General features: G+C 44.3%; 16 protein-coding genes. 15 read left to right on the top strand and 1 reads right to left on the bottom strand.

What is annotated here, in order from left to right; all coding sequences use genetic code 11:
• Positions 1-181: 181 nt before the first annotated feature.
• The 5 genes from BQ8014_RS10275 (at position 182) to BQ8014_RS10255 (ending at position 6,547) form a co-directional block, all read left to right on the top strand.
• Entirely contained in the window at positions 182-2,599 is a 2,418-nt protein-coding gene (locus BQ8014_RS10275) for an FtsK/SpoIIIE family DNA translocase (RefSeq protein WP_080904258.1), read from the top strand.
• 5 nt (positions 2,600-2,604) lie between these two features.
• Positions 2,605-3,240: an outer membrane lipoprotein periplasmic chaperone LolA1 gene (locus BQ8014_RS10270; RefSeq protein WP_080904257.1), complete on the top strand. Its 636-nt coding sequence runs from the start codon at positions 2,605-2,607 to the stop codon at positions 3,238-3,240.
• A gap of 20 nt (positions 3,241-3,260) precedes the next feature.
• Positions 3,261-4,214: a thioredoxin-disulfide reductase gene (trxB, locus tag BQ8014_RS10265; RefSeq protein ID WP_080904256.1), complete on the top strand. Its 954-nt coding sequence runs from the start codon at positions 3,261-3,263 to the stop codon at positions 4,212-4,214.
• A gap of 73 nt (positions 4,215-4,287) precedes the next feature.
• Positions 4,288-5,052 carry a glycerophosphodiester phosphodiesterase gene (locus BQ8014_RS10260; RefSeq protein WP_080905921.1) on the top strand — a complete coding sequence of 255 codons (765 nt, stop codon included), beginning with the start codon at positions 4,288-4,290 and terminating at the stop codon, positions 5,050-5,052.
• A gap of 13 nt (positions 5,053-5,065) precedes the next feature.
• A complete protein-coding gene (locus tag BQ8014_RS10255) occupies positions 5,066-6,547 on the top strand; it encodes a glycoside hydrolase family 10-like protein (RefSeq protein WP_080904255.1) in 1,482 nt (493 codons plus the stop codon).
• A gap of 31 nt (positions 6,548-6,578) precedes the next feature.
• Here BQ8014_RS10255 and fumC read toward each other — a convergent pair whose 3' ends face one another.
• The gene (gene fumC, locus BQ8014_RS10250) at positions 6,579-7,973 is read right to left on the bottom strand and encodes a class II fumarate hydratase (protein WP_080904254.1); all 1,395 of its coding nucleotides are present in this window, start codon (positions 7,971-7,973) and stop codon (positions 6,579-6,581) included.
• A gap of 783 nt (positions 7,974-8,756) precedes the next feature.
• Here fumC and BQ8014_RS10245 point away from each other — a divergent pair.
• The 10 genes from BQ8014_RS10245 to BQ8014_RS10200 all read left to right on the top strand — a co-directional run bounded on the left by BQ8014_RS10245 (position 8,757) and on the right by BQ8014_RS10200 (position 25,549).
• Positions 8,757-9,953, top strand: a complete 1,197-nt coding sequence (locus tag BQ8014_RS10245; RefSeq protein WP_080904253.1) for a serine hydrolase domain-containing protein — start codon at positions 8,757-8,759, stop codon at positions 9,951-9,953.
• A 29-nt stretch (positions 9,954-9,982) separates the two neighbouring features.
• Positions 9,983-11,830 (top strand): outer membrane protein assembly factor BamB family protein, encoded by a 1,848-nt coding sequence (locus BQ8014_RS10240; protein ID WP_080905920.1) that lies wholly within the window; start codon positions 9,983-9,985, stop codon positions 11,828-11,830.
• An 87-nt stretch (positions 11,831-11,917) separates the two neighbouring features.
• Complete coding sequence (hcp, locus tag BQ8014_RS10235; protein WP_080904252.1) at positions 11,918-13,558, top strand: hydroxylamine reductase; 1,641 nt, start codon at positions 11,918-11,920, stop codon at positions 13,556-13,558.
• Positions 13,559-13,965: 407 nt separating this feature from the next.
• Positions 13,966-15,366 (top strand): sulfatase family protein, encoded by a 1,401-nt coding sequence (locus BQ8014_RS10230; protein ID WP_200814392.1) that lies wholly within the window; start codon positions 13,966-13,968, stop codon positions 15,364-15,366.
• Positions 15,367-15,893: 527 nt separating this feature from the next.
• Positions 15,894-18,938, top strand: a complete 3,045-nt coding sequence (locus BQ8014_RS10225) for a SusC/RagA family TonB-linked outer membrane protein (RefSeq protein WP_200814391.1) — start codon at positions 15,894-15,896, stop codon at positions 18,936-18,938.
• 93 nt (positions 18,939-19,031) lie between these two features.
• Entirely contained in the window at positions 19,032-20,636 is a 1,605-nt protein-coding gene (locus tag BQ8014_RS10220) for a RagB/SusD family nutrient uptake outer membrane protein (RefSeq protein WP_080904250.1), read from the top strand.
• Between the two features lie 118 nt (positions 20,637-20,754).
• Positions 20,755-22,614 (top strand): sulfatase-like hydrolase/transferase, encoded by a 1,860-nt coding sequence (locus tag BQ8014_RS10215; RefSeq protein WP_080904249.1) that lies wholly within the window; start codon positions 20,755-20,757, stop codon positions 22,612-22,614.
• Positions 22,615-22,647: 33 nt separating this feature from the next.
• Positions 22,648-22,971 (top strand): LamG domain-containing protein, encoded by a 324-nt coding sequence (locus BQ8014_RS10210; protein WP_080904248.1) that lies wholly within the window; start codon positions 22,648-22,650, stop codon positions 22,969-22,971.
• 115 nt (positions 22,972-23,086) lie between these two features.
• Positions 23,087-24,844 carry an arylsulfatase gene (locus tag BQ8014_RS10205; protein ID WP_080904247.1) on the top strand — a complete coding sequence of 586 codons (1,758 nt, stop codon included), beginning with the start codon at positions 23,087-23,089 and terminating at the stop codon, positions 24,842-24,844.
• Between the two features lie 3 nt (positions 24,845-24,847).
• The gene (locus tag BQ8014_RS10200) at positions 24,848-25,549 is read left to right on the top strand and encodes a thioredoxin domain-containing protein (protein ID WP_080904246.1); all 702 of its coding nucleotides are present in this window, start codon (positions 24,848-24,850) and stop codon (positions 25,547-25,549) included.
• The last annotated feature ends 30 nt before the right edge of the window (positions 25,550-25,579 follow it).

Raw genomic sequence — 25,579 nt, 5'->3', positions numbered from 1 at the left:
GTTAAGGTTTTGGTTAGGATGGTACCTCTTGAGAAAGTCGTACCATCTGCTTTTTTATCCCCGCCTTTCTTCCTGGGCTTTCACCTTCTCTTTTTATAAAGTAAAACATCTTTTTCTTGAAACATGCCGAATGGATTCATTATTCTGCTTATTTTTGCAGAGATATAGAAGAATTCTATCTATGGCAAAACAAAATACGACGACAAAGCCGAAATCCGGCCGTGTCAAGGAACCGGGAACGGTAAAACTTTTCCTTACCAGTGAGAGAACTCATTTCGTAATCGGGTTGATTATTTGTATCTGTACAATCTACATCGGATTGGCTCTCATCTCTTTCTTTTTTACCGGAGGAGCCGACCAAAGTAAAATAGAGAATGTCCCCCTGGGCGATCTGTTGATGAACAAGGGTACTGTAGAAAACTGGACGGGAGTTCGCGGAGCCTATCTTTCGGATCTGTTGATGAACCGCTGGTTCGGTATCTCCTCGTTTATCATCTTGTTTTTCCTTGGAGTTGTAGGCACCCGGTTAATGAAACTATCCAAAATACCCTTGCTTAAATCTTTTCTTTTCAGTGCGGCGCTTATCATCTGGGGTTCCCTCTTCTTCGCCTTCTTTTTTATAAAGGGTTACGAAGATACCTTTATTTACTTAGGCGGGCAACATGGCTATTTCCTGAGTGAATTCCTAATTAAAAATATCGGTATCCCCGGAACAGTTCTTGTTTTACTGGGCAGTTTCCTGATTATCACTATCTGCGCAAGTAAAAAGACGGTACCCATCCTGCAACGCTTCTTTTCATTTCGCTGGCTCAGGTTCAATTCCCGGGAAAAGGTACAGACAGAGGAAGAGGAAGAGGAAAAAAACATTCCGGACGATGCCGGTGACGTAAAGAGAACGAATGTTCCGGCCTCGGAAGAGGAAGACGAAGAATTTACGGTTATCCTCCCGGAAGAAGAAGAAAGTTATGAGACAGAGGATCTTCTGCCGGATAAAAACGAAACAATCAGTGAGAAACAAGAAGAAGACGGAGTCGAGTTCTCCATCGAGGTACCGGCGGACGATGACAAATACGATGCTTCCCAGCTGGGAGTCTACGATCCGCGCCTGGACTTGTCCCACTTTCATTTCCCGACGCTCGAGTTGCTGAAGAAATACGACCAGAGCGAACATCAGGTCGATATGGAAGAGCAATCCAACAATCAGAAACGCATTAAGCAGACGCTGGAAAACTTCGGCATCAGCATCGCCTCGATCAAAGCGACCGTAGGGCCGACGATCACTCTGTACGAAGTCATCCCCGACGCCGGTGTCCGTATTTCGAAGATACGGAATCTGGAAGACGACATCGCCCTTAGCCTTTCGGCGCTTGGTATCCGTATCATCGCACCAATGCCTGGAAAGGGAACGATCGGTATCGAAGTGCCGAACAAGGATCCGCAAATCGTATCAATGCAATCGGTCATCGCCTCCCGCAGGTTTATGGAATGTAAATACGACCTGCCGGTAGCCTTGGGGAAAACGATTACAAATGAGATCTTCATGTTCGATCTCTGCAAGATGCCCCACCTGTTGGTGGCCGGCGCTACTGGACAGGGAAAATCGGTCGGACTGAATGCAATCATTACATCCCTGCTGTACAAAAAGCACCCGGCCGAATTGAAGTTCGTGCTGGTAGACCCAAAGATGGTCGAATTCAGCATTTATGCGGAAATCGAACGCCATTACCTGGCGAAACTTCCGGGAGAGGACAAGGCGATCATTACCGATTTTACGAAAGTGATCCAAACGTTGAATTCCCTCTGCAAGGAAATGGACGACCGGTATGATTTGCTGATGAAAGCGCATACCCGCAACATAAAAGAATATAACACGAAGTTCATCAGCCGTCATTTGAATCCGGAAAAAGGACATAAATACATGCCGTATATCGTAGTCATCATCGATGAGTTCGGCGATCTGATCATGACGGCAGGGAAAGAAATCGAATTGCCGATTGCACGTATCGCCCAAAAGGCGCGCGCCGTCGGGATTCACATGGTGATCGCGACACAACGGCCGTCTACCAATATCATTACCGGAACGATCAAGGCCAACTTCCCCGCGCGGGTAGCCTTTCGGGTATCCTCTATGATCGACTCCCGCACCATTCTGGATTCTCCGGGAGCCAACCAGTTAATCGGACGCGGCGACCTGCTCTTTTCACAGGGTAACGACATGACACGCGTCCAGTGCGCTTTTGTCGACACGCCGGAAGTGGAAAAGATCGCTTCCTTCATCGGTGAGCAACCCGGCTATCCGACAGCTTTCGAACTGCCGGAATATGTCGGGGAGAATGACGGGGAGAAAATGCCCGGCAGCGTGGATCTCTCCGAGCGGGATCCGCTGTTCAATGAGGCGGCGCGGCTGATCGTGATTCAGCAGCAAGGCTCTACTTCCTTGATCCAGCGCAAATTTTCGATCGGTTACAATCGCGCCGGACGGCTGATGGATCAACTGGAGGCCGCCCAGGTCGTAGGGCCTTATGAGGGAAGCAAGGCCCGGCAGGTCTTGATACAGGACGAATATACCTTGGAACAGAAACTTAATTCTTTAAAATAGGAAAGATGAAACAATTAGTTATAGCTTTATTCATAGGCCTTTTTATTTATCCGGCGACAGCGCAAAATGCCGATGGCATTTTAGACAAAGCGGCGCAAGCCTATGAACAGTCCAACGGGATCAAGGCGACCTTCAGCATGCATGCCCGTTCGGACAAACAAAAAATCTCCGAGAGCTTCGAAGGAACCATCAGTATGAAGGGGAATAAATTCCATTATTCCACCCCGGATATGCAAGTCTGGTTCGACGGAAAGACGCAATGGACTTATATGGAGCGGACGGATGAAGTGAATGTCACTACTCCTACGGGAGAAGAATTGCAGCAGATCAATCCGATGCTGATCTTAAAATCCTATAAGAATGGGTACAAAGCCACATACAAAGGACAAAGTACGGCGCCGAACGGAAAAGCGGCCTATGACATCGTTTTAACGCCGAAAAGCGGAAAGGATATTGAGAAAATCGAACTGCAAATAGAAAAAAACAATAACCTGCCTACCAGTGTCATTATCAACGCAAAAAACGGACTACAAAGCACAATCCGCATCAATAAGATCCAGACCGGCATAAACCAAGCCGACGCGACATTTGTTTTTAGGGAAAATAACTACCCCAACGCGGAAATTATTGATTTACGATAAAACAAACAAGTGAAAAACTTATGAGCAACACAACTAACGAGAAAGTACGTTTACTAATTCTTGGTTCTGGACCGGCCGGATATACAGCCGCCATCTATGCTTCCCGTGCGAATCTTTCTCCTGTCCTTTATGAAGGTATCCAACCGGGTGGCCAATTGACAACAACCACCGAAGTGGAAAATTTCCCCGGTTATCCCAATGGAATTACCGGTCCGGAATTAATGGAAGACCTGAAGAAGCAGGCCGAACGTTTCGGCGCAGACATCCGTACCGGCATTGCGACGGCAACCGATCTGTCAACCGCTCCCTACAAGGTGACTATTGACGAAGAGAAAGTCATTGAAGCCGAAACATTAATCATTGCAACCGGAGCTACAGCCAAATACCTGGGCCTACCGGACGAACAGAAATATGCAGGTATGGGAGTTTCCGCCTGTGCTACATGCGACGGTTTCTTCTACCGGAAAAAAATAGTAGCCGTAGTGGGCGGTGGAGATACCGCTTGCGAAGAAGCCCTTTACCTGGCCGGACTGGCAAAACAGGTCTACCTGATTGTGCGGAAGCCTTTCCTTCGCGCCTCTAAAGTGATGCAGCAACGTGTATTCGACGCTCCGAACATTACCGTTTTATTCGAGCATAACACCCTCGGCCTTTTCGGCGATAACGGAGTGGAAGGCGTTCACCTGGTTAAACGAAAAGGAACACCGGACGAAGAAAAAGTGGATCTTGCGATCGACGGATTTTTCCTGGCCATCGGACATACCCCGAATTCCAAGATATTCAAACCCTGGATGGAAACCGACGAGGTAGGATATATCAAGACGGTGCCGGGTACCCCCCGCACGAATATTCCCGGTGTTTTTGCCGCCGGCGACATCGCTGATCCGCATTACCGGCAGGCTATAACAGCGGCAGGCAGCGGTTGTGCAGCCGCACTCGAAGCCGAGCGTTATTTATCCGAACATAAGAAATAAGAGGAAAGGGGTGGAGGCTGAAAAGACCGTCGCCTCTTTCTATTATATATATTCATCCCAAAATAAACTTTTTATGAAACTCAAATCAATCTCTTTCCTGCTTGCCTTGCTGCTGACCCTCCCTGTGATTGCACAGGATAAAGCGCAAGTAATAGCTCATCGCGGTTATTGGAAATGTGAAGGCTCTGCCCAAAATTCGATCCGTTCGTTGGAACGGGCGGAAGAAATCAAAGTATACGGCTCCGAATTCGATGTACATTTGACATCGGATAATGTCCCGGTTATTTTTCACGACGATAAGGTTAACAACCTGGTTATTCAAGAAACTCCCTATTCTACATTAAAAGATATCAAATTGGCCAACGGCGAATCCATCCCGACCCTCCGGGAATATCTGGAAGCGGCCAAACATACCCGGCATATCAAATTGATCTTCGAATTAAAGGCCCATGCCACCCCGGAACGTAACCGGGAAGCAGCTCGTATTTCGGTGGATTTGATCCGGGAAAAGAAGCTGCAAGACCGCACGGAATATATCTCATTCAACCTGGATGCGACCAAGGAGTTTGTACGCCTTGAGCCGAAGGCTGCCGTCTATTACCTTAACGGGGAATTATCTCCGAAGGAAGTAAAAGCATTGGGCATTACGGGGATCGACTACAGCGTCAAAGTAATGCAACAGCAACCGCAATGGTTCAAAGAGGCGAAAGAACTCGGTTTAAAAGTCAATGTCTGGACGGTAAACGATCCGGCTGTCGCTAAAGAGATGATTAAGCAAGGCGCCGACTTCATCACGACTGATATCCCGGAAGAAATACAACAACTGATCAAACCTTGAGAACCGTCGGGGAATGAGGAAATACGGATTAATTCTTTTACTGCTGGTCTTTTGGGGAAATGGAGCGTTCGCTTTTAGCTATCCCAAGCAGGAAATTCGCGCCATATGGCTGACCACTATTTACGGATTAGACTGGCCGTCCTTTCCGGCCATAAACGAAGCGTCACGGATCAGGCAGCAAGAAGAAATCTGTAATTTATTGGACCGGTTTCAGGAAGCACATTTCAATATGATTTTCCTGCAGGTTCGTTTGCGGGGGGATGTGATTTATCATTCTTCGATTGAATCCGTTTCCAAAGTATTCTCCGGCAAATACGGCGTCCTGCCCGGATACGACCCTCTGGCATTCGTGATCGAGGAATGCCATAAGCGGGGGATGGAATGCCACGCCTGGTTTGTGACCTTTCCGGTAGGAAATGACAAAATTGTAAAGGAACAGGGAAAACAGTCGGTCGTTCACCGATACCCCAAACTATGCAAACGACATAACGGGGAATGGTATCTGGATCCGGGTATACCCGGAACAACGGATTATATCTTCTCTTTAGTAAGGGAACTTGTCACGAATTATGATATCGATGGCATCCAATTCGATTACATCCGCTATCCGGAAGAGGCGAAAAAATTTCCGGACTCCAGGGTTTACCGCCAATATGGGAATCAGCAGAACCTGGCGGACTGGAGGCGCGAAAATATCAACCGGATGGTCGAACGGATCTATGACTGGATCAAGCAGGTAAAACCCTGGGTACAGGTCAGCAGTTCTCCCTTGGGAAAATACAGCCGCATCGAACAAGTGCCCAATGCGGGCTGGACGGCTTATGAGAGCGTCTTCCAGGATCCTAAAAAGTGGATGCAAAGCGGAAAACATGACATGATCGTCCCCATGATGTATTATCTTCATAAAGATTATTTCCCCTTCGTCGATAACTGGACCGGAAACGCTTATGGACGGATCTTTGTCTCCGGCCTGGGCGCATACCGCCTATTAAAGGAGGAAGGCGACTGGGCATTGACCGATATCACCGATCAGATCGATTATACCCGCGCTTATGGAGGAAAAGGCTGCGCCTTCTTCCGGGGGAAAATGATCGCCGATAACTGCAAAGGTTTGTATGATGAGTTAAAAAACAACTATTACAAATATCCCGCACAACTTCCGCCGCTCACCTGGCTGAATGATAGCGTCCCTTCAACGCCGGAAGAAGTCAAGGTGACCCGTGAAGAAGGCCACCTGAGATTATTTTGGGCGCCGTCGCAGGTAATGAGCCAGCCTTTGACATATACGGTCTATTATTCGCAAAGCGACAGCGTCCGCACCGACCTGGCCGAATCGATACTGGCGACCGGTGTCCGGGATACCCTACTCTATCTTCCCGTACCCGATTCCTTGGAAACCGGGTTTACGTTCCGGGTAAGCGCCTCTACCCGCTACCACATCGAAAGCAAGCCATCCAAAGAAACCTATTATTACGTTTCCAAGTTTATAAAATAAAAACTTAATGTTCCGTAAGTAATAGTAAAACTTATTTCAAGCTCCCGACCATATCTTCCGGTTTCACCCAGGCATCGAACTGCTCTGCGGTAAGGAAGCCCGAAAGGACGGCTTCTTCACGTAAAGTCGTTCCGTTCTTATGGGCAGCTTTGGCTATTTTAGCCGCTTTCTCGTAACCAATATGGGGATTGAGCGCCGTTACCAACATCAAAGAATTGTTGACCAGCTCTTTGATCCGCTTCCGGTTCGGCTCGATTCCCACGACGCAATGTTCCGTAAAGGAAGTGGCTGCATCCCCCAGTAATTGGGCGGATTGCAGGAAGTTAGCGGCAATCACAGGTTTAAAGACATTTAGTTCATAGTTTCCGTTGGCGCCGGCAAAAGAGATAGCTGTCTGGTTGCCGAAGACCTGGGTACAAACCATCGTAACCGCCTCGTTCTGTGTCGGATTCACCTTTCCAGGCATGATGGAAGAGCCCGGCTCGTTCTCCGGCAAATGCAATTCGCCGATACCGGAACGGGGGCCTGATCCCAGCAAACGGATATCCTGGGCGATCTTGAACAGGGCGGCCGCCAATTGATTCAATGCTCCGTGCGTTCCCACAATCGCATCGTTGGAGGCCAGCGCTTCGAACTTATTCGGAGCCGTCACGAACGGAAACCCGGTAAACTTCGCGATATATTCCGCGACCTTTACGTCGTATCCCTTCGGCGTATTCAGTCCGGTGCCTACCGCGGTCCCTCCCAAAGCCAGTTCGGAAAGATGTCCCAAGGTTGCCCGGATAGCTTCTACGGCATACTTCAGTTGGGCGGCATATCCTGAAAACTCCTGTCCCAACGTCAATGGAGTCGCGTCCTGAAGATGAGTACGACCGATCTTCACAATATCCTTAAAAGCTTCCGACTTATCGGCCAGCGCCTTTTGCAATGTCTCCACAGCAGGAAGCGTATGTTCTACCACCTTCCGGTAAGCAGCAATATGCAGGGCTGTCGGAAATGTATCGTTCGATGACTGCGATTTATTTACATCGTCATTCGGATGCACCGGACTCTTCTCCCCCAGCTTCCCTCCGGTGAGTACCAGCACTCGATTGGAAATCACTTCATTCACATTCATATTCGATTGTGTCCCGGAGCCAGTCTGCCAGATAACAAGCGGGAACTGATCGTCCAGCTTTCCTGCAATAATCTCGTCGCAGGCCGTCGCAATCCAATCGCGCTTCTCTGCGGATAACACGCCCAAATCAGCATTGGCATAGGCAGCCGCCTTCTTCAGATACCCAAAGGCATAAATAATTTCTTTCGGCATGGAAGCCGCCGGACCGATCTTAAAGTTATTACGCGAGCGCTCGGTCTGTGCCCCCCAGTATTTGTCGGCAGGTACTTGCACCTCTCCCATAGTGTCTCTCTCAATACGATATTCCATACGATTTTTTATTTATAAAAGATTTTAGTGGAGGTAAAGTTCATTATAAATGATCAAACAGGCAATACCTATTTATAGCGATTTTTCGAGTCATAAAATAGCGGTTTAATAAACTCCATACACTGATTTTAATACAGATATACATTCTATGTAATTCTTCACTACACGCAAGTAGGTGTTTGACGGTAGTCGAACACGTGTTTCACAGCCATAGAACACGTGTTTGACAGCTATAGAACACCTGTTCTATAGCTGTCAAACACTCAACCGGATTTACCGAACAAGGAATTCGCATTTATCCCTTTGTTCGGAGGAGTGTCCTTACTCCGTCGTGTTGTAAGAAGGTGTGCCAAAAGGGCCGTAAGGGAATTCCGTAGGGGTGAATTGAATTCGCCCGTATCATGGAATCATATATATAATACGTTGATTTTGATTAAATTGTATAGGATCGAGCAAATGCAATTCGCCCCTACACACCCCACCATGGGCTTTTGACACATTCACCCTCCTATCCTTAAAAAAGGATGATCATTGCGAGGCGGGAGCCTCGCTTTTATCACCGACGGAAGCTGGAGCTTCCGCCGAACATAATAGGAGTTTAAATGAGTTTACTCTGATTTACCGAAGATAAATCGCCTCGGGCATCATCCACCGATTTCCTGCGTGCCTCGGCAGAAAAAGGGCGTACTCTAAGAAGAAAATATATTTAACGGTTAATTAAAATAAATAACGTTAGGATTCATTCGTTTATTTTTATATTTGCCAATAATAAGATAAACATCGATGAGACAAATCACATTTACTTCAGGACTTTGCTTGCTCCTCGCCTGTCTTTCAATCAGCCGGGCGGAAGCAGACCCCAATCCGGCAGGCAGGGGCATCGACATCCCGCATCTGGCCATGGTGGACCGGGTAGTCAACCAGGCAATCCAAGACCGGGAAATCCCGGGAGCAGTCGTAGCGGTCGTCAAAAACGACCGGTTGGTTTATTGTAAAGCGTATGGAAATAAGGAGGTATATCCCGACACAATACCGATGACGGAAGAAACCGTCTTCGACCTGGCTTCGGTCAGTAAATCCATTTCGACCGCCGTGTCGGTCATGATCCTACTGGATCGCGGAAGATTGCGGCTGATGGACGACGTTGCGCTTTATATCCCCGGCTACCAGCCATGGAGAGACAGCTTGCAAACAGAGAGGGAGCCGATCCGTATCATTCATCTGCTGACGCATACTTCCGGGCTTCCCTCCTATGCTCCGGTGGACTCTTTGCAGAAAAAATACACCTTGCCTAACCCGGACGGATTAATCGATTACATCTCGACCGTCAGCCGGAGGACACGCCCGGGTACGGATTTCAATTACAGTTGCCTTAACTTCATCACCCTTCAACGCATTGTGGAGACCATCAGTGGGGAAACATTGCAGGACTTTGCACAGAAAAATATTTTCCGCCCGTTGGGAATGAAGCATACCGACTATAATCCGCAAGGCGAAACATTGGAATGGGCGGCCCCGACGGAAAAGCAGGCGGACGGCAGCGTATTGCACGGAAAAGTACATGATCCGCTGGCAAGGTTAGTAAACGGAGGAATCTCCGGAAATGCCGGCGTATTCTCAAACGCCGAAGACCTATCCCGGTTGGTCGCCATGTTGATGAACGGTGGAAAGTACAAAGGGACACGCATCCTGAGCCAGGCGGCGGTAAGAGCCATGCGCACCATACCCCGCGGATTCGAATCTTTCGGCCGTTCCCTGGGATGGGACGTCTGTTCACCATATGCATCCAACAACGGAGACCTTTTCGGTTGGAACACCTACGGGCATACAGGGTATACAGGCCCTTCCATCAGCATCGATCCCGACACAAAAACAGCCGTCATCTTCCTGACTAACCGGGTACATCCGGCGGACAAAGGAGGGGTAAATCGCTTGCGGGCGCTGATTGCCAATATTGTGGCTGCATCCGTAGAAGAATGACCTGGCTTTTTTCGCAAAAAAGAAACCGTATGAAAAAAGTAGTTTTCCTCTTTCTCTTTATTATCAGCGCCTTTATCTTGGGCGCCCAGGATTTTCGCTTTGCACTTCTGACAGACTTGCATGTGAGAAGCAATGACACGTCTGCCTTTTATGATCTGAAACGCTCCGTCGAAGAAATCAACCGGACACCCGGCCTGAGTTTCGTTCTGGTTACCGGAGACTTGACCGAAGAGGGCGACCGGAGCTCCCTTCTCCGCGTAAAAGCCGAGCTCGACCGCCTGAAAGTAAAGTATTATGCACTTTCGGGGAATCATGAAACGAAATGGAGCGAATCAGGAGCAACAGACTTCGGACATATTTTCGGCTCCGAACGCTTCGACTTCGAACAGGACGGCATCCGCTTTCTCGGCTTCGGAACCGGTCCGGTGATCCGGATGATGGACGGCCACGTGGCGCCCCAGGATATCCGTTGGCTGAAAGAAACCCTGGCGGAAAAACCGGAACAGCCGGTGGTCCTGGTCACCCATTACCCTCTCCTGCCCGGAGATGTGGATAACTGGTACGAGGTGACGGACGCTGTCCGGAAATATAAGATCAAGGCCGTCCTCGGAGGGCACTATCACAGCAACCGGCTATTCTTTTACGATGGCATCCCGGGTTTCATCAATCGCTCCAATTTACGTAATGAGCCTGATAACCTCAGCGGGTATTCCCTATACGAAATAACGCCGGATTCAATCCTTGTCTCTGAAAAAAGGATTGGGCAGGAGCCTATCCGCTGGGGCGGCTATTCTCTGAAGCATACTTATTATACGGAAGATAACGCGTCCTATCCCCGCCCGGACTATTCGGACAACCGAACTTATCCGAAAGTCCGGGAAATCTGGAGCACAAAGACGGAGAATGCACTCTACGCCTCTCCCATCGTTTATAACAAAGCGGTCTATATCGGTGATGATGCCGGCATTTTCGCCTGCTATTCGCTTAAAGACGGCCGGGAACGCTGGCGCTTTTCTTCGGGCAACCGGATCGTGGGAACGGCGGCAGCAGAAGACCAGACCGTCGTTTTCGGTTCGGCCGATAAACTGATCTATGCGCTGGATACCCGTTCGGGTAAGCTGAAGTGGAAATTTGAAGCGAAAGAACCTGTCCTCGGAGCCGCAACCATTCATAAAGGAGTTGTATATATCGGAGCCAGTGACGGGACTTTCCGTGCTCTCGACCTGAAAACCGGCAAGCTGAAATGGGAATACGCGGGTATCAAGGGATACATAGAAACACGCCCGCTGGTTTATGACGGAAAAGTGATCTTCGGCGCTTGGGACAACCGGATGTATGCCCTGAATCTTGAAGACGGCCGGTTATGCTGGCAATGGGACGGAGGATTGACGCGGATGCATTTCTCTCCGGCCGCCGTCTGGCCGGTAGCCGCCCGCGGAAAGGTATTCTTCACTGCACCGGACCGGGTGATGACGGCACTGGACGCCCAGACCGGCGAAGCCCTCTGGCGCACGAAAGAATCGATGGTACGCGAAACGATCGGCTTGTCCGCCGACTCTTCCCGCATCTACAGTAAAACAATGCAGGACAGCGTGGTCTGTTACTCTACAGAGAGTACGGAAGCCCGGCGGATCTGGAGCGTCAACGTCGGTTACGGTTACGACCATGCCGCCTCCATGCCGGTAGAAAAAGACGGAACCGTATTCGGAAGTACCAAAAACGGCGTCATCTTCGCCCTCGAAGGAAAGACCGGCCGGCTTCTATGGAAGCATAAAGTAGGTAATTCGCTTATCGGAACGGTCGTCCCCCTTAACGGACAAGAATGTATCTATGTCAGCAGCGAAGGGATAGTCGGACGCCTTCGGCAGGAAAAATAAGGGAGGAAAACGGAAAAGTGTAACAAATGATACCGTTTCCTCTCCTACACATGGGATAGCTTTGCCTCAATTAATAAAAGAAGCACCATGAGTATGTTTTGTTATCAATGCCAAGAGACAGCCAAAGGAACAGGTTGTACATTAGTCGGCGTCTGCGGGAAAACGGCGGAAGTTTCCGACATTCAAGATTTATTATTGTTTGTCACACGCGGTATCGCCGTATACAACCAGGCGCTGCGGAAACAGGGAAATCCGTCGAAAGAAGCGGATAAGTTTGTGATCGACGCTTTATTTATAAGCATTACCAATGCGAATTTCGATTTTGAAGCAATCCGCCAAAAGGTGGTCGAAGGACTTGCCCTTAAAAATAGATTAGCAGAGGCATCCGGCCTATCCGCCTCCTCTCTCCCGGACGAATGTACGTGGAACGGAGCAGAATCAACGTTCATGCAAAAAGCAAAAGAGGTCGGCGTCTTGCGTACCCCCGATGAAGATATCCGTTCGCTCAAAGAATTGGTTCATTACGGGCTGAAAGGGATGGCGGCCTATACCGAACACGCCTATAACCTGGACCGGACCGACGATGCCCTCTATCTATTCATGCAACGGGCGCTGGCGGAAATTACCCGTACAGACATTTCCGCCGATGAATTGGTGGCTTTAGCTTTGGAAACCGGCAAATACGGCGTTGAGGCAATGGCCTTGCTGGATGCGGCCAACACAGGACGCTTCGGTAATCCGGAAGTGACGGAAGTAAATATCGGAGCCGGGAAAAACCCGGGGATCCTGATCAGCGGACATGACCTGCGCGACATCGAAGAGCTCTTACAGCAAACAGAAGGTACAGGCGTAGATATCTATACGCATAGCGAAATGCTTCCCGCCCATTACTATCCGCAATTAAAGAAATACAAGCATCTATTCGGTAATTACGGTGGCGCCTGGTGGCAACAGAAGCAAGACTTCGAGACGTTTAACGGCCCGATTCTTTTCACTACCAACTGCATTGTCCCTCCAAACAAAAATGCCTCTTACTCCCACCGTATCTTCACCACCGGAGCCGCCGGCTTGACCGGAGCGCGCCATATCCCGGAACGGAAAGACGGAATGCCGAAGGATTTTTCCGAAATCATTGCTATGGCTAAAACCTCGCAACCACCGGTAGAGATCGAATCCGGCAAGATCATCGGAGGTTTTGCGCATGCACAGGTATTAGCCTTGGCGGACAAAGTGGTAGAAGCAGTCAAATCCGGCGCAATTCGTAAATTCTTTGTGATGGCCGGATGCGACGGCCGGATGAAAGACCGTAACTATTATACGGAATTTGCAAAGGCTTTACCGGACGATACGGTCATCCTCACCGCCGGATGCGCCAAATATCGTTATAACAAACTACCATTGGGGAGCATTGGAGGCATTCCACGGGTACTGGATGCGGGACAATGTAACGACAGTTACTCACTTGCCGTCATAGCCCTCAAACTGAAAGAGGTATTCGGGTTGGAAGACATCAACCAGTTACCGATCGCCTTTAATATCGCCTGGTATGAGCAGAAAGCAGTTATAGTGTTATTATCTCTTCTCCATTTAGGGGTTAAAAATATCCATTTAGGGCCGACCCTTCCCGGATTTTTATCCCCGAATGTAGCCAAAGTCCTGGTCGACCACTTCGGCATTGGAGGCATTTCCACCGTAGAGCAAGACCTGGAAATGTTTATGGCCGGGTAATTGTCCAGCCATCCGGCTCGTCCCGTCCCCGCCAAGAGGCGGCCATACTTTCTTTTTCAACCATCTCCTCCTTTCAATTCTCTATGCAAAAGCAGAGATATCGATCAAGAGGAGATGGTTTTTGCTTTCTAAATAATACCCTAAACAGATTTAAAATATACCGTAAATGCGGTATATTATATTCACAAAATCTCTTTCATCTTTGTAGCATCAACAATAAGTTGATGTTTTTAACTAATATTACAGCAATGAAAAATTCATCATCAATTATCACTCTATTGCACAAATGGCTTTATGATATTCCGACACATACCTTACCCCCTACTCCATTCCATCTTTCCTATATACGAATTCATATTCTACTTCGGCAGATGTAGAGAGACAAAGCACTAAAATATGATAACCGGATGAAACAAATGGAAAAGTTATTCTACATCGGCATTCCTTGTATTTTTGCGAATTGTTATTCTGAAAGTACATCAATAGATAAAACGGAAACAAAGGAACAGCGTCCCAATATTGTAATCATTTATACGGATGATATGGGCATAGGCGATCTGTCTTGTTATAACAGCGGTTGGGTTACAACTCCCAATATAGATCGTTTGGCTGCCAATGGGCTTAAATTCAATCATTATTACACAGCATCTCCTGTGAGTTCTCCTTCGCGTGTATCTCTAACCACAGGAATGTTTCCCACTGAGTGGGGAGTGAATACCTTTCTACATGAAAGAGCCGGAAATGCAGAATGTGAGCAGGTTGATTATCTGGATCCGTCAGCTCCTTCCATGGCTAAAGTGCTGAAAGATGCAGGTTATTCAACCGCTCATATAGGCAAGTGGCATATGGGTGGTGGACGTGATGTAAACGATGCACCACAGATACCCCTTTATGGTTTCGATGAATATGTGTCGACTTATGAAAGTCCGGATCCTGACAAACTAATAACTGCATCCGATTGGATTTGGAGCAAGCAGGACAGCATCAAGCGTTGGGAACGCACCGGATATTTCGTTGATAAAGCCTTAGATTTCTTGTCACGCCATAAGAATAATCCTTGTTTTGTAAATCTTTGGCCAGATGATATGCACGACCCTTGGATTCCACAGGAGGAATTTTTCGATGAAAAAGCAAGCTGGACAAGCCGATCTAATTTTGTTGCTGTACTTAAAGAATATGACAGGCAGATAGGGCGTTTTATAGATGGGTTGGAAAAATTAGGAATATTAAAAAACACGTTGATTATCTTTACAAGTGATAACGGGGCTTTGCCAACATTCGACCAAATCCGTACAAACGGCTTGAGAGGTTCAAAAGTCAGTCTATATGAAGGAGGAATAAGAATGCCTTTCATCATCAGTTGGCCCGCGAAGATAAAAGAAGGTGAAATAGAAGATGAAAGCGTGGTTTGTTCAGTAGACATTCTACCTTCCCTTTGTGCAATTACCGGTGCAAAGATGCCGGAAGGATTCAATTATAGCGGTGAAGATATGAGCAAGTCGTTATTAGGTATCAAAGCGCAGCATCGTAAAAAAGACCTTGTATGGGATTTTGGTCGTAATCGATTCTTTGGTCGTCCACCGCAGGTACATCATCAGAGCCCACATCTAAGCATACGCCGGGGTGATTGGAAAGTATTGGTAAATGCTGACGGAACCAATCTTGAGTTATATAACATCAAAAAAGATCCGAACGAAACTACGAATATGGCTAAGAAACAACCGAAAATAGCGTCAGAGATGTCGGAGAAAGTGATTAAATGGTATTTTACGAAACGTAAAATAAGATATACCATAAATAGATTATAAATATACCATAAATAAGGTATATCATGTTAATTTAAACTACCACATCTTTGCAATATCAATTAATAGGTTAATTTTTTTAATTATTAGTCAACATGGAATATTTATTCTCCCTCATTACTCTATTGCAGAAATGGCTGTACTATTTGTTTATTATTTTAGTTTTTATTATCTCTCGAAGAGTTATTAATGCAAGGCTATGTAATAGTTGTTGTTATCATTAAAATTCGAAAAAATAATAAGCAATCATTTCTATCCTTCCGGATGAGATAAATTTCAAAATAATTCTTATAAATTTTCTTAAGAAAAAAAATGAATTTATTCTTCTGACTTTTTAGAAAGGACCATTTGAAAAAGCAGAAGCATCGTTGTTCGGAAGAAAATACAATACATAAGAGAACAAATAAAAGAAAAGGTGCCCTCTCTACCGACTGCAATTGGATTCGAGGACACCCTGACTTTAATAAATTAAAATCATGGTAAAAATATTATTTTTTTCCCGAGGAATCAAATTATCGATGATATCCTTTATGGTATTATTAATATTTCTCTCCCCGCTTTCTATTTTTGCTCAACAATCCGGCACCAAAATAGAAGGAAAAGTCGTTGATGCAAGAACAAACGAGCCCGTCCCTGGAGTGAACATCATCTTGAAAGACGAAAAAACCGGAACCGCGACGGACATCGACGGGAAATTCACTGTTTATGCTAAGTCATTACCTACCGAACTTAGTGTTAATTTTTTAGGTTTTCGTAATGAATCAGTAGAGATTTATGAATATACGGAGCCTCTCCTCATTAGTCTCAAAGAAGACCTGAACCTATTAAATGAGGTTGTCGTTATCGGGTATGGAACTCAAAAAAGGAGCGATTTTACAGGGTCGCTGTCTTCTGTTTCGACAAAGGAATTGACGCAACTTCCTATTAGTTCATTCGATAATGCCCTCCAGGGAAGGGCTGCCGGTGTTCAGGTAACGCAGACTTCAGGACAGCCGGGTGCTGCTGTCAGCATACGGATACGGGGAGGAAATTCAATAAATGGAGGTAATGAACCACTCTATGTTATAGATGGTTTCCCGGTTTACAACTCAAACAGCGACGCGAGTTCAGGGACTATTAGCGGAGCCAGTATCAATGCTTTGTCTACGATTAACCTTGGTGACATCGAATCGATAGATGTGCTGAAAGATGCATCTGCTACAGCTATATACGGAGCCCGCGGAGCAAACGGGGTTGTATTAATCACGACAAAAAAAGGAAAAGCGGGCAGTAATACGATAACTTATGATGCCTATTTAGGAAATCAGTGGATCGGGAAAAAGATTCCTCTTCTGTCTGCACAAGAATTTGCCTCACTAAAAAATGACGCCGTTACAACCTCTAACGATGTTGTAAGGTTTACAGGAAAAGGGACAATCCGTGAACTTCCTTTCTCCCAATCCGATATCGATGCATTGGCCAATGTGGATTATGATTGGCAGAATGCTGCGTTCAGGGAGGCATTGACTCAGAACCACCAGCTTTCATTTACAGGTGGAGACGACAAGACGCGCTATGCTTTATCTACAAACTATTATAAGCAGGAAGGGATTATCATCCATTCGGATTTTGAGCGTATTTCTGCAAGAGTTAATCTGGACCGGAAAATATCAAAGGATCTGACAATTGGAGAAAACCTGATAATTAGCCAAATAAAAGCTAATGAAGCTCCAACTGGCATTATAAATACGGTATTAGCTGTCCGCCCCGATTTTCCGATTTATAATGAAGATGGCTCTTTTACACTTAAGCAGCCAGGTGAAGCCGCATTAGGAAATCCGATTGCGACATTAACTTTACAAAAAAACTTTGCCCGTACTTTCCGGGTATTGGGGAATGCATATGCGGAATATAAATTCATGAATGACTTTAAGGCAAAAGTCAGTTTTGGTATAGACCAGATTCATAGTAATGAATACCAGTATATTCCGATATCTTTATATGAAGGGCAGTCTGTCAGCGGAGGAGGACAGCAGGGAAATAAGGTTGTACGTTCATGGTTAAACGAGAACACGTTAAATTATAACAAACAGTTGGGCGACCATTCCTATGATGCGCTGATCGGCTATACGCAGCAGCAGTACAAAGCCGATGGAAGAAATGCTTCGCAGGGAGGGTTTACAAGCGATGCGACGCAAGACTATGATTTAGGAGCCGGAGCGATAAATAAGGCGGCCTCATCTTCTTATTCAGCTTGGCAGTTAGTCTCATATCTCGGACGTGTCAACTATAACTATAAAGAAAAGTATTTCGTGACATTTACCGGACGGAGCGACGGTTCTTCCAGGTTCGGTAAAAACAATAAATGGGGATACTTTCCTTCCGGCGCTCTTGCCTGGAATATTAATAAGGAAAATTTCCTGAAAGGGGTTACCCCGATATCGGCACTCAAACTACGGTTAAGTGCGGGAATCACAGGAAATCAGGAAATAGGTGTATATCAGTCTTTGTCTAATATTGCAACCTTTAAATATATTCTGGGTGACCAAGTAGTTATCGGCGGCGCTCCAGGACGAATTGCGAATGATGATTTGACTTGGGAAAAAACAACACAGTATACGGGTGCTTTTGACTTGGCCCTATTTGAAGACCGTATTAATTTGTCCGCTGATTTTTATTATAAGAAAACGACGGATTTGCTCTTGAGCGTATCCATTCCGGCAACTTCCGGGCATTTGACGGCGCTTCAGAATTATGGTTCTGTTGAGAATAAAGGTATAGAGCTTACCTTGAATACGATTAATACAAAAGGTCTTTTTAATTGGAATACGAATATCGTATTCTCAACAAATAAAAATAAGATTTTAAGTTTAGGGGAAGGCATTGATTATATCATTTCAGACCCATCCATAGCTAAAGTTGGAGAAGCGGTCGGTTCTTTTTATGTTCTTAAGACGGATGGAGTTTTCAAATCGACGGATGATATAGCAAACCTGCCTAAAAACAAAGCAAATACTTTGCCGGGCTATCAGCGTTATATTGATGTTAATCAGGATGGTGCGATTACACAGGCAGGCGATCGTACGATCGTAGGAAATGCACAGCCGAAGTTTATTTTTGGAATCACGAATAATTTTTCATATAAAATATTTGATTTGAGTTTCTTATTGCAAGGTTCCTATGGCAATAAACTGTATAACTATACAGCTGCTTATCTGAACCTGGGTACGGGATATACAAATGCAACGACACGATTGCTTAACCGGTGGACACCAAGCAATGAAAATACAGATGTTCAGCGCGCAATTGAGGATCCGGCAGTTCTTCCATCAGATATCTATATTGAAGACGGTTCTTATATAAGGTTAAAAAATATAACTTTTGGAGTCACAATTCCTGAAAGACTGATGAAAGCAGTCAAGATAAAACAACTGCGCCTTTATGTTTCTGCTCAAAACCTAATTACGTTAACAGATTATACAGGTTATGATCCGGAAGCTAGCCGGAATGAACAAACGACATTAACCCAAGGCTATGATAATGCTGTATATCCTATCAGTAAAACAGTATTAGGTGGTTTAAGCATTACATTTTAATTCTATTCAGTTATCATTTGAATTGGCAACAAGGGTGTTTGAAGAAATATTATACTCTTATAAAAATACCTGCTTGCCATAAACTAAAAAAATATGGATACAATAATACAAAAAAAACAATTGGAGAAAAGGTTATTCAGTCCCTTTTACTATTTATTATTTATGGGGGGATTATTTGCCCTTCTACCGTCATGTACTTCTTTAGATGAAGATGCCAGAAGTTTTGTTTCATCTGAAGGCTACTACAAAACAGTAGCTGACGCAAAAGCTGCGGTTACGGCAGTCTACTATGGACTTAATTATAGCGGTTCGCAAACGCCATATAATATTCTTTTCGTCACGGGGCAAGAATTTATGGCGGATGATATAAAGATGGGGCCGGGAGCAACAAATGCCGATGTGAAAGCGCAATCGACATTAGACCATTCTCCTTCGACATTACGTGTCAAGGAAATCTGGCAACAGCATTATATAGCAATTAATAAAGCGAATATAGCGATTGATAAAATACCTTTAATTCCTTTCACTACCGCTGCTGAGGAGGCGCTTTTAAAGCAATATGTTCTGGAAGCAAAGTTTTTGAGAGGTTTATATTATTTTAATTTGGTTCGTTTGTATGGTAGTGTTCCTCTAGTTCTGCATGAAACGACTACTTTGGACCAAAACACTCTTTTAGTATCCCGGACAAGTGCAGAAGAGGTATATGATCAGGTAATCCAGGATTTTACAGATGCAGCGGCCGGGCTTCCCTGGTACTTTGATCAAAACGGTTCGGATGCCGGTCGTGCAAATGCTGCAGCAGCAGAAGCTTTCTTGTCATTAGCTTATTTAACATTGGCGAATGTGAGTTTGGATGATAACCAGCGGGCTTATAATATTTCAGTGATAAAAAACAGGGAAGAGTTGCTTAAAAAAGCAATAGATCATTCCAATAACATTATAAAGCGTTCCGATCGGTATTATGATCTTTTTGAGGATTATGCTGAAGTATTTAATAAAGCGACTAAAAATGGAAAGGAGCATTTGTTCTCAGCGCAGTTCAATTCTTCCACATTAGCGAATGGAAATGGTTTCGGAAACCGTACGGCTCCTTTGGGGATTAAGGCATTAAATGGAACTTTTGCAGATGAACCGACTCCTGATTTGATTAAGCATTTTTCGGATAATGATAAAAGAAAAGCTGTTTCATTGACAACTTCTTATACTATCGGCGGCGTCACTTATACAATCGATCCTAAACAAAATGATGGAAATAGCTATGCTAGTTACAAATATTATGATAGTGACGTACCTACAATGCTTGGACAATCAGGGATTAACGTACCTATTATTCGCTATGCGGAAGTATTGCTGAATAATGCAGAAGCAAATAATGAACTTTATGGACCGAATGAAGAAGCTTATCAAAACTATAATTTGATTCGGAAGCGGGCAGGATTACCTGAATTTAAAATTGGAAGTTTGACAAAAGACCAATTCCGTGATTCCATTTATCTGGATCGTCGCTTGGAACTTAACTTTGAATATCATCGTTGGTTCGACCTTATCCGCCAAATTAATAAGGACGGTGATCATATTATGGTTAAAACATTAAATGATTTTGGTAAACCGAGTGCAAACGATAAACACTACTTATATCCTATTCCACAGGTTGAAATAGATATTAATTCAAAGTTGGTACAGAATCCCGGTTGGTAATTGTACGGCAGCATTCGATCTTGGAAGAACTGCATTTTCTAAGGACTATCAATTTATCAATTATTCTCACTCTTTCAGTTTTCTAACATAATCCGGATAAAATTAAAACAATTAAAATATGAATACACTCAATTTGAAACAGACAAAAATACTTCCACTGACGCTTGTCGGAAGCATTACATTTGGCACAAATATATGGGCCCAAAATCAACAACCTTTCCAAGGGAAAATCGGCAAAACCTATGAAGAATCGACAGAAGCTTGGACAAGAAATCCGAAAGCCCCTGAAAACGCGCCAAACGTAGTATGGATATTAATCGATGATGTGGGTTTTGGAGCAGCCAGTGTTTTCGGTGGATTAATTCAAACGCCTAATTTGGAAAATCTGGCGAATCAAGGTTTGCGTTATACCAATTTTCATACCTGCGCAATTAGCGCACCTACCCGTGCCGCTCTGCTAACAGGACGTAACTCGCATGCCGTACATATGGGAGGATTCGGACATGTAGCTATGTCAGCCGGATTCCCAGGATGGGACGGACGCATTCCGGCGGAAGCCGGTACAATAGCCGAAATTTTACGTGAGAATGGATATAATACGTTTGCCGTAGGTAAATATGGGATTGTTCCTGATGCCGACGTTACAGATGCCGGTCCTTTCGATCGTTGGCCTTCAGGTAAAGGATTTGACCATTTCTTTGGTTTTCTCGGATCGGCAACCGACCAATATAAACCCGATTTGGTAGAAGACAATGCTCATGTATCTCCTGACGGCCGTCACTTAAGTGAACAAATAACAGACAAGGCAATCAACTTTATCTCCCGTCAGAAAAAAGCGGCTCCTAATAAACCCTTCTTTCTATATTATGCACCTGGGGCGACCCATTCACCTCATCAAGTGGCAAAAGAATGGAGAGATAAATATAAAGGTCAATTTGATGAAGGCTGGGACGTATATCGAGAAAAGGTACTTGCACGTCAGAAAAAACTGGGAATCATTCCTGCTAATGCTAAACTACCTCCCCGTGACCCACGGTTAGAAGCTTGGAATACACTCTCGAACAATCAAAAACAACTATACGTACGTTTTTTTGAAAATTATGCCGGTTATTTAGAGTATACTGATTATGAAATAGGACGTCTGGTTAACTATCTAAGACAGTCGGGAGAACTTAATAATACAGCAATTTTTGTAATTATCGGTGATAATGGAGCGAGTAAGGAGGGCAATTTTGACGGAATAGTAACACGACTATCGGCCGGAAAAACAAGAAAGGAAGTCATTGAATATAATTTCCATAATATTGATCAAATCGGTACACCTGAATCGAATGTAAACTATCCTTTAGCTTGGGCGCAAGCGGCGAATACTCCTTTCCGTAACTGGAAGCAAGACGCACATAGCGAAGGAGGTACACATAATCCTCTGATCATTTATTATCCGAAAGGTATTAAGGAAAAAGGTGGCATTCGTAACCAATATGGACATGTCATTGATTTATTACCCACCACTACTGAATTGATTGGTATCAAGCAACCGGAGTATATCCGAAGTGTCAAGCAGGACCCGATTCACGGCGTTTCCTTATTCTATTCACTGAATGATGCAAAAGCCGTTTCTAAACATACATTGCAACATTATTATATTTTTGGATCCCGTTCGATTTATAAAGACGGATGGAAAGCCGCAACAGCACATCGGCCGGACAATATCGACAGGGGAAATTCTTCTACACCTACAAATGAAACGGAAACTCCGGATCCCAAACGATTTGAAAATGACATCTGGGAACTTTATGATATCAACAATGATTTTAACGAGTTAACTAATTTGGCGGATAAATATCCGGACAAATTGAAAGAGCTCAAAGAATTGTTTGATCAACAAGCTGAGAGATATAATCTCTATCCTTTGATTGATCGGTATGATCTCCAAACCAGTTTACAACGCAGAAGGCAAGAAACCATAAATAAATAATTTTCCAAATCTAATCATATAAATGCAAGAATAATGAAAAAGGTAATTTATAATAGAAATATAGGATTGATCTCTTCTGCACTGTTGCTTGGAGTCACATCTGACAAAGCAATACCTTCCGGTGAGGTGACGTTTGAAGCAGATGTAATTTACAGTGGAGAAGAGGATTTTAATAAAACTATCTCTCTTTATATTAACGGAGAAAAAGTAGGAACGAAAGAAATTGGAAGCATTACCAATGCCGGAGGGAATCTCCTTCAGGCAGGACGTAATTTCGGAACGCCTGTATCTCCGTCTTATAAATCCCCCTATATTTTTACCGGGAATCTCAAAAAAGTAACTGTTGATATCCTATAAAAAATTAATATGGAGGGAAATAGGTTTATTGCAAGAGAAATCAATATTTCATTTGCAATAAATTCAGCAGTAAAAGCTTGAAAGATTCCGTTTCCACTAAAATAGCAAATATATTATGGAAAGTAAAATTAGAAGTACATTATTCATTGGAGGAGCTGTCTTGTCTACTCCCGGCCTGCTTTTTTCACAAGAAAAAATCCGTCCGAATATTATTTTAATTATGTCGGACGATATGGGTTATTCCGATATTGAAAAGTATGGAGGTGTTATTCATACTCCGAACTTGAACAAACTAGCGGAAGAAGGGGTTAGCTTCCGACAGTTTTATAATACCGCAAGAAGTTGTCCGACAAGAGCAAGTTTACTCACTGGATTACATCCACATCAGGCAGGTATCGGACATATGATGAACGATAGGGGAAAAGAGGGCTATCGAGGCGATTTGAGTTCAAATAGCGTAACGATTGCAGAAGTATTAAAATCGGCAGGCTATAAAAATTATGCAGTTGGCAAATGGCATGTAACCAGCTATATAAGAGAAGGCGAATCAAAGCATAATTGGCCCCTGCAAAGAGGTTTTGACAAATATTACGGTATCTTGTCAGGTGCCGCAAGCTATTACGATCCGGGTTCATTGTGTCGTGATAATACGTTAATTTCTCCGTTTGCAGATAAAGAATACCATTATCCGCAAACAAACGAGGAAGATTATTATTTGACAGAGGCATTAGGTGACAATGCAGTGAAATTTATTAAAGAACATGAACAGAAAAATAGCAATAACCCGTTTTTCATGTATGTAACCTTTACGGCTGCACATTGGCCGATGCAAGTTCCCGAGCGCTATATAAAGCCTTACTACGGCAAATTTGACAAAGGCTGGGACCAATTGAGAAAAGAAAAATACCAAAACCAATTAAAAGAAGGTATAATTGACTCCAAATGGGTACTATCGGAAGATAGTACAGTTACTCCTTGGGACAGAGTGGAAGATAAAAAATTTGAGACACGCTGTATGGAAGTCTATGCTGGTATGATTTCCTGTTTAGATCATAATATTGGGAAAATCGTAGAGGAATTACGCCGAACCGGACAGTTAGATAATACGGTAATTCTTTTTTTACAAGATAATGGAGCCTGTGCTGAAACTGTCGGTCGGGAACGGCCTTTATATTACAATCCAATACCGGAAGGCAAAACACTTGGACCCATGCAACCGGATGAATTGCAAACTAGCGGACAACCTTGGCAAACGCGTGAAGGTCAATTAGTAAGAAGAGGTTATGGGGTTTTACCCGGCGGACCGGATACATACATTGCTTATGGCAAAGGATGGGCATATTATAGCAATACTCCTTTCAGGGAATACAAACATTGGGTACACGAAGGGGGCATTTCCACTCCTTTAATCATCCGATGGACAAACGGAATTAAAAGCAAAGGAGCAATTCGTCAAACACCCGGACAATTGCCGGATATCTTAGCAACATTGGTAGATATTTCCGGAGCCGTTTACCCCAAAATATACAACGGAAATAATATCATACCATTACAGGGAGTAAGCTTGAAACCTGCATTTGAAGAAGAGGTGAAAAGCGACCGTTACTTGTTCTGGGAACATGAAAACAATAAAGCAATCCGTCAGGGAAGGTGGAAATTAGTTTACAAGTTTACAAAAGAAGATAAATATATAAATGTTGACGAACCAACACCATATAACAAATGGGAGTTGTATGACATAGAAAACGACAGGACGGAAATAAAAAATCTTGCCTCAAAATACCCGGAAAAAGTAAAACAGTTAGCCGACAAATGGGAACGCATTGCTTGGAAAAGTCTTGTAAAACCTTATCCGGAGAAAAAATATTTTTAAACGATGAAACAAATTTATTTATTTGCAATACTTATTTGCAGTCCAATGTGCCCGATCTTGGCTCAGAACAAATCATTAACGATAAAAGAGTTCGCCGAAAAATTGGATAAGGCCGTCCATCCTCAAATATTGGATGCGCGTTCACCGGAAGAATTTACACAGAATCGTATTAAAGGAGCAATCAATGTCAATTTAGCGGACAGCATAGCATTGAAGAATATAGTTGATAAATTGAAACCCCACTATCCGACTTTCACGTATTCTATCAATACGGGCCGTAGTACAATATTGGCAAAGAAATTATTAGACCAAGGATTTAAGGAAGTCTATGCTCTACCGGGCGGACTTGCTAACTGGGTAGGTTCCGGTTATCCGCTCGAAACTTCCAAAGGTTCGGGGTTGACCACCGAACAATTCAAACAACTCACCCAATCCGACAAATTAGTATTGATTGATTTTGGTTCCAAATATTGTGGCGGATGCCGCCGATTGATTCCCGTGTTGGATTCATTGAAAAATGAAAATCAAAAAGGGTTAAAAATAGTACGGCTTGAGCTGGATGAGAATCCCGGATTGATTAAAGAACAAAAAATTGAAGTTCTACCGACACTTCTATTATTTAAACAAGGCAAACCGGTATGGAAAAATAAAGGTTTTATCACCGCATCTGCTTTATTTCAAAAAATTCAAGAACATATAGAATAATAAGCATATATAATAAAAATAGAACGGTAT

Source organism: Parabacteroides sp. Marseille-P3160, from assembly GCF_900162725.1.
Classification (GTDB): Bacteria; Bacteroidota; Bacteroidia; order Bacteroidales; family Tannerellaceae; genus Marseille-P3160.
The sequence above is the reverse complement of the archived record's forward strand: the minus strand, read 5'-3'. Positions and strand labels throughout refer to the sequence as shown.

Coding starts and splice junctions, on each gene's coding strand:
- BQ8014_RS10275 (WP_080904258.1), top strand. CDS start 182: ATGGCAAAACAAAATACGACGACAAAGCCGAAATCCGGCCGTGTCAAG.
- BQ8014_RS10270 (WP_080904257.1), top strand. CDS start 2,605: ATGAAACAATTAGTTATAGCTTTATTCATAGGCCTTTTTATTTATCCG.
- trxB (WP_080904256.1), top strand. CDS start 3,261: ATGAGCAACACAACTAACGAGAAAGTACGTTTACTAATTCTTGGTTCT.
- BQ8014_RS10260 (WP_080905921.1), top strand. CDS start 4,288: ATGAAACTCAAATCAATCTCTTTCCTGCTTGCCTTGCTGCTGACCCTC.
- BQ8014_RS10255 (WP_080904255.1), top strand. CDS start 5,066: ATGAGGAAATACGGATTAATTCTTTTACTGCTGGTCTTTTGGGGAAAT.
- fumC (WP_080904254.1), bottom strand. CDS start 7,973: ATGGAATATCGTATTGAGAGAGACACTATGGGAGAGGTGCAAGTACCT.
- BQ8014_RS10245 (WP_080904253.1), top strand. CDS start 8,757: ATGAGACAAATCACATTTACTTCAGGACTTTGCTTGCTCCTCGCCTGT.
- BQ8014_RS10240 (WP_080905920.1), top strand. CDS start 9,983: ATGAAAAAAGTAGTTTTCCTCTTTCTCTTTATTATCAGCGCCTTTATC.
- hcp (WP_080904252.1), top strand. CDS start 11,918: ATGAGTATGTTTTGTTATCAATGCCAAGAGACAGCCAAAGGAACAGGT.
- BQ8014_RS10230 (WP_200814392.1), top strand. CDS start 13,966: ATGAAACAAATGGAAAAGTTATTCTACATCGGCATTCCTTGTATTTTT.
- BQ8014_RS10225 (WP_200814391.1), top strand. CDS start 15,894: ATGGTATTATTAATATTTCTCTCCCCGCTTTCTATTTTTGCTCAACAA.
- BQ8014_RS10220 (WP_080904250.1), top strand. CDS start 19,032: ATGGATACAATAATACAAAAAAAACAATTGGAGAAAAGGTTATTCAGT.
- BQ8014_RS10215 (WP_080904249.1), top strand. CDS start 20,755: ATGAATACACTCAATTTGAAACAGACAAAAATACTTCCACTGACGCTT.
- BQ8014_RS10210 (WP_080904248.1), top strand. CDS start 22,648: ATGAAAAAGGTAATTTATAATAGAAATATAGGATTGATCTCTTCTGCA.
- BQ8014_RS10205 (WP_080904247.1), top strand. CDS start 23,087: ATGGAAAGTAAAATTAGAAGTACATTATTCATTGGAGGAGCTGTCTTG.
- BQ8014_RS10200 (WP_080904246.1), top strand. CDS start 24,848: ATGAAACAAATTTATTTATTTGCAATACTTATTTGCAGTCCAATGTGC.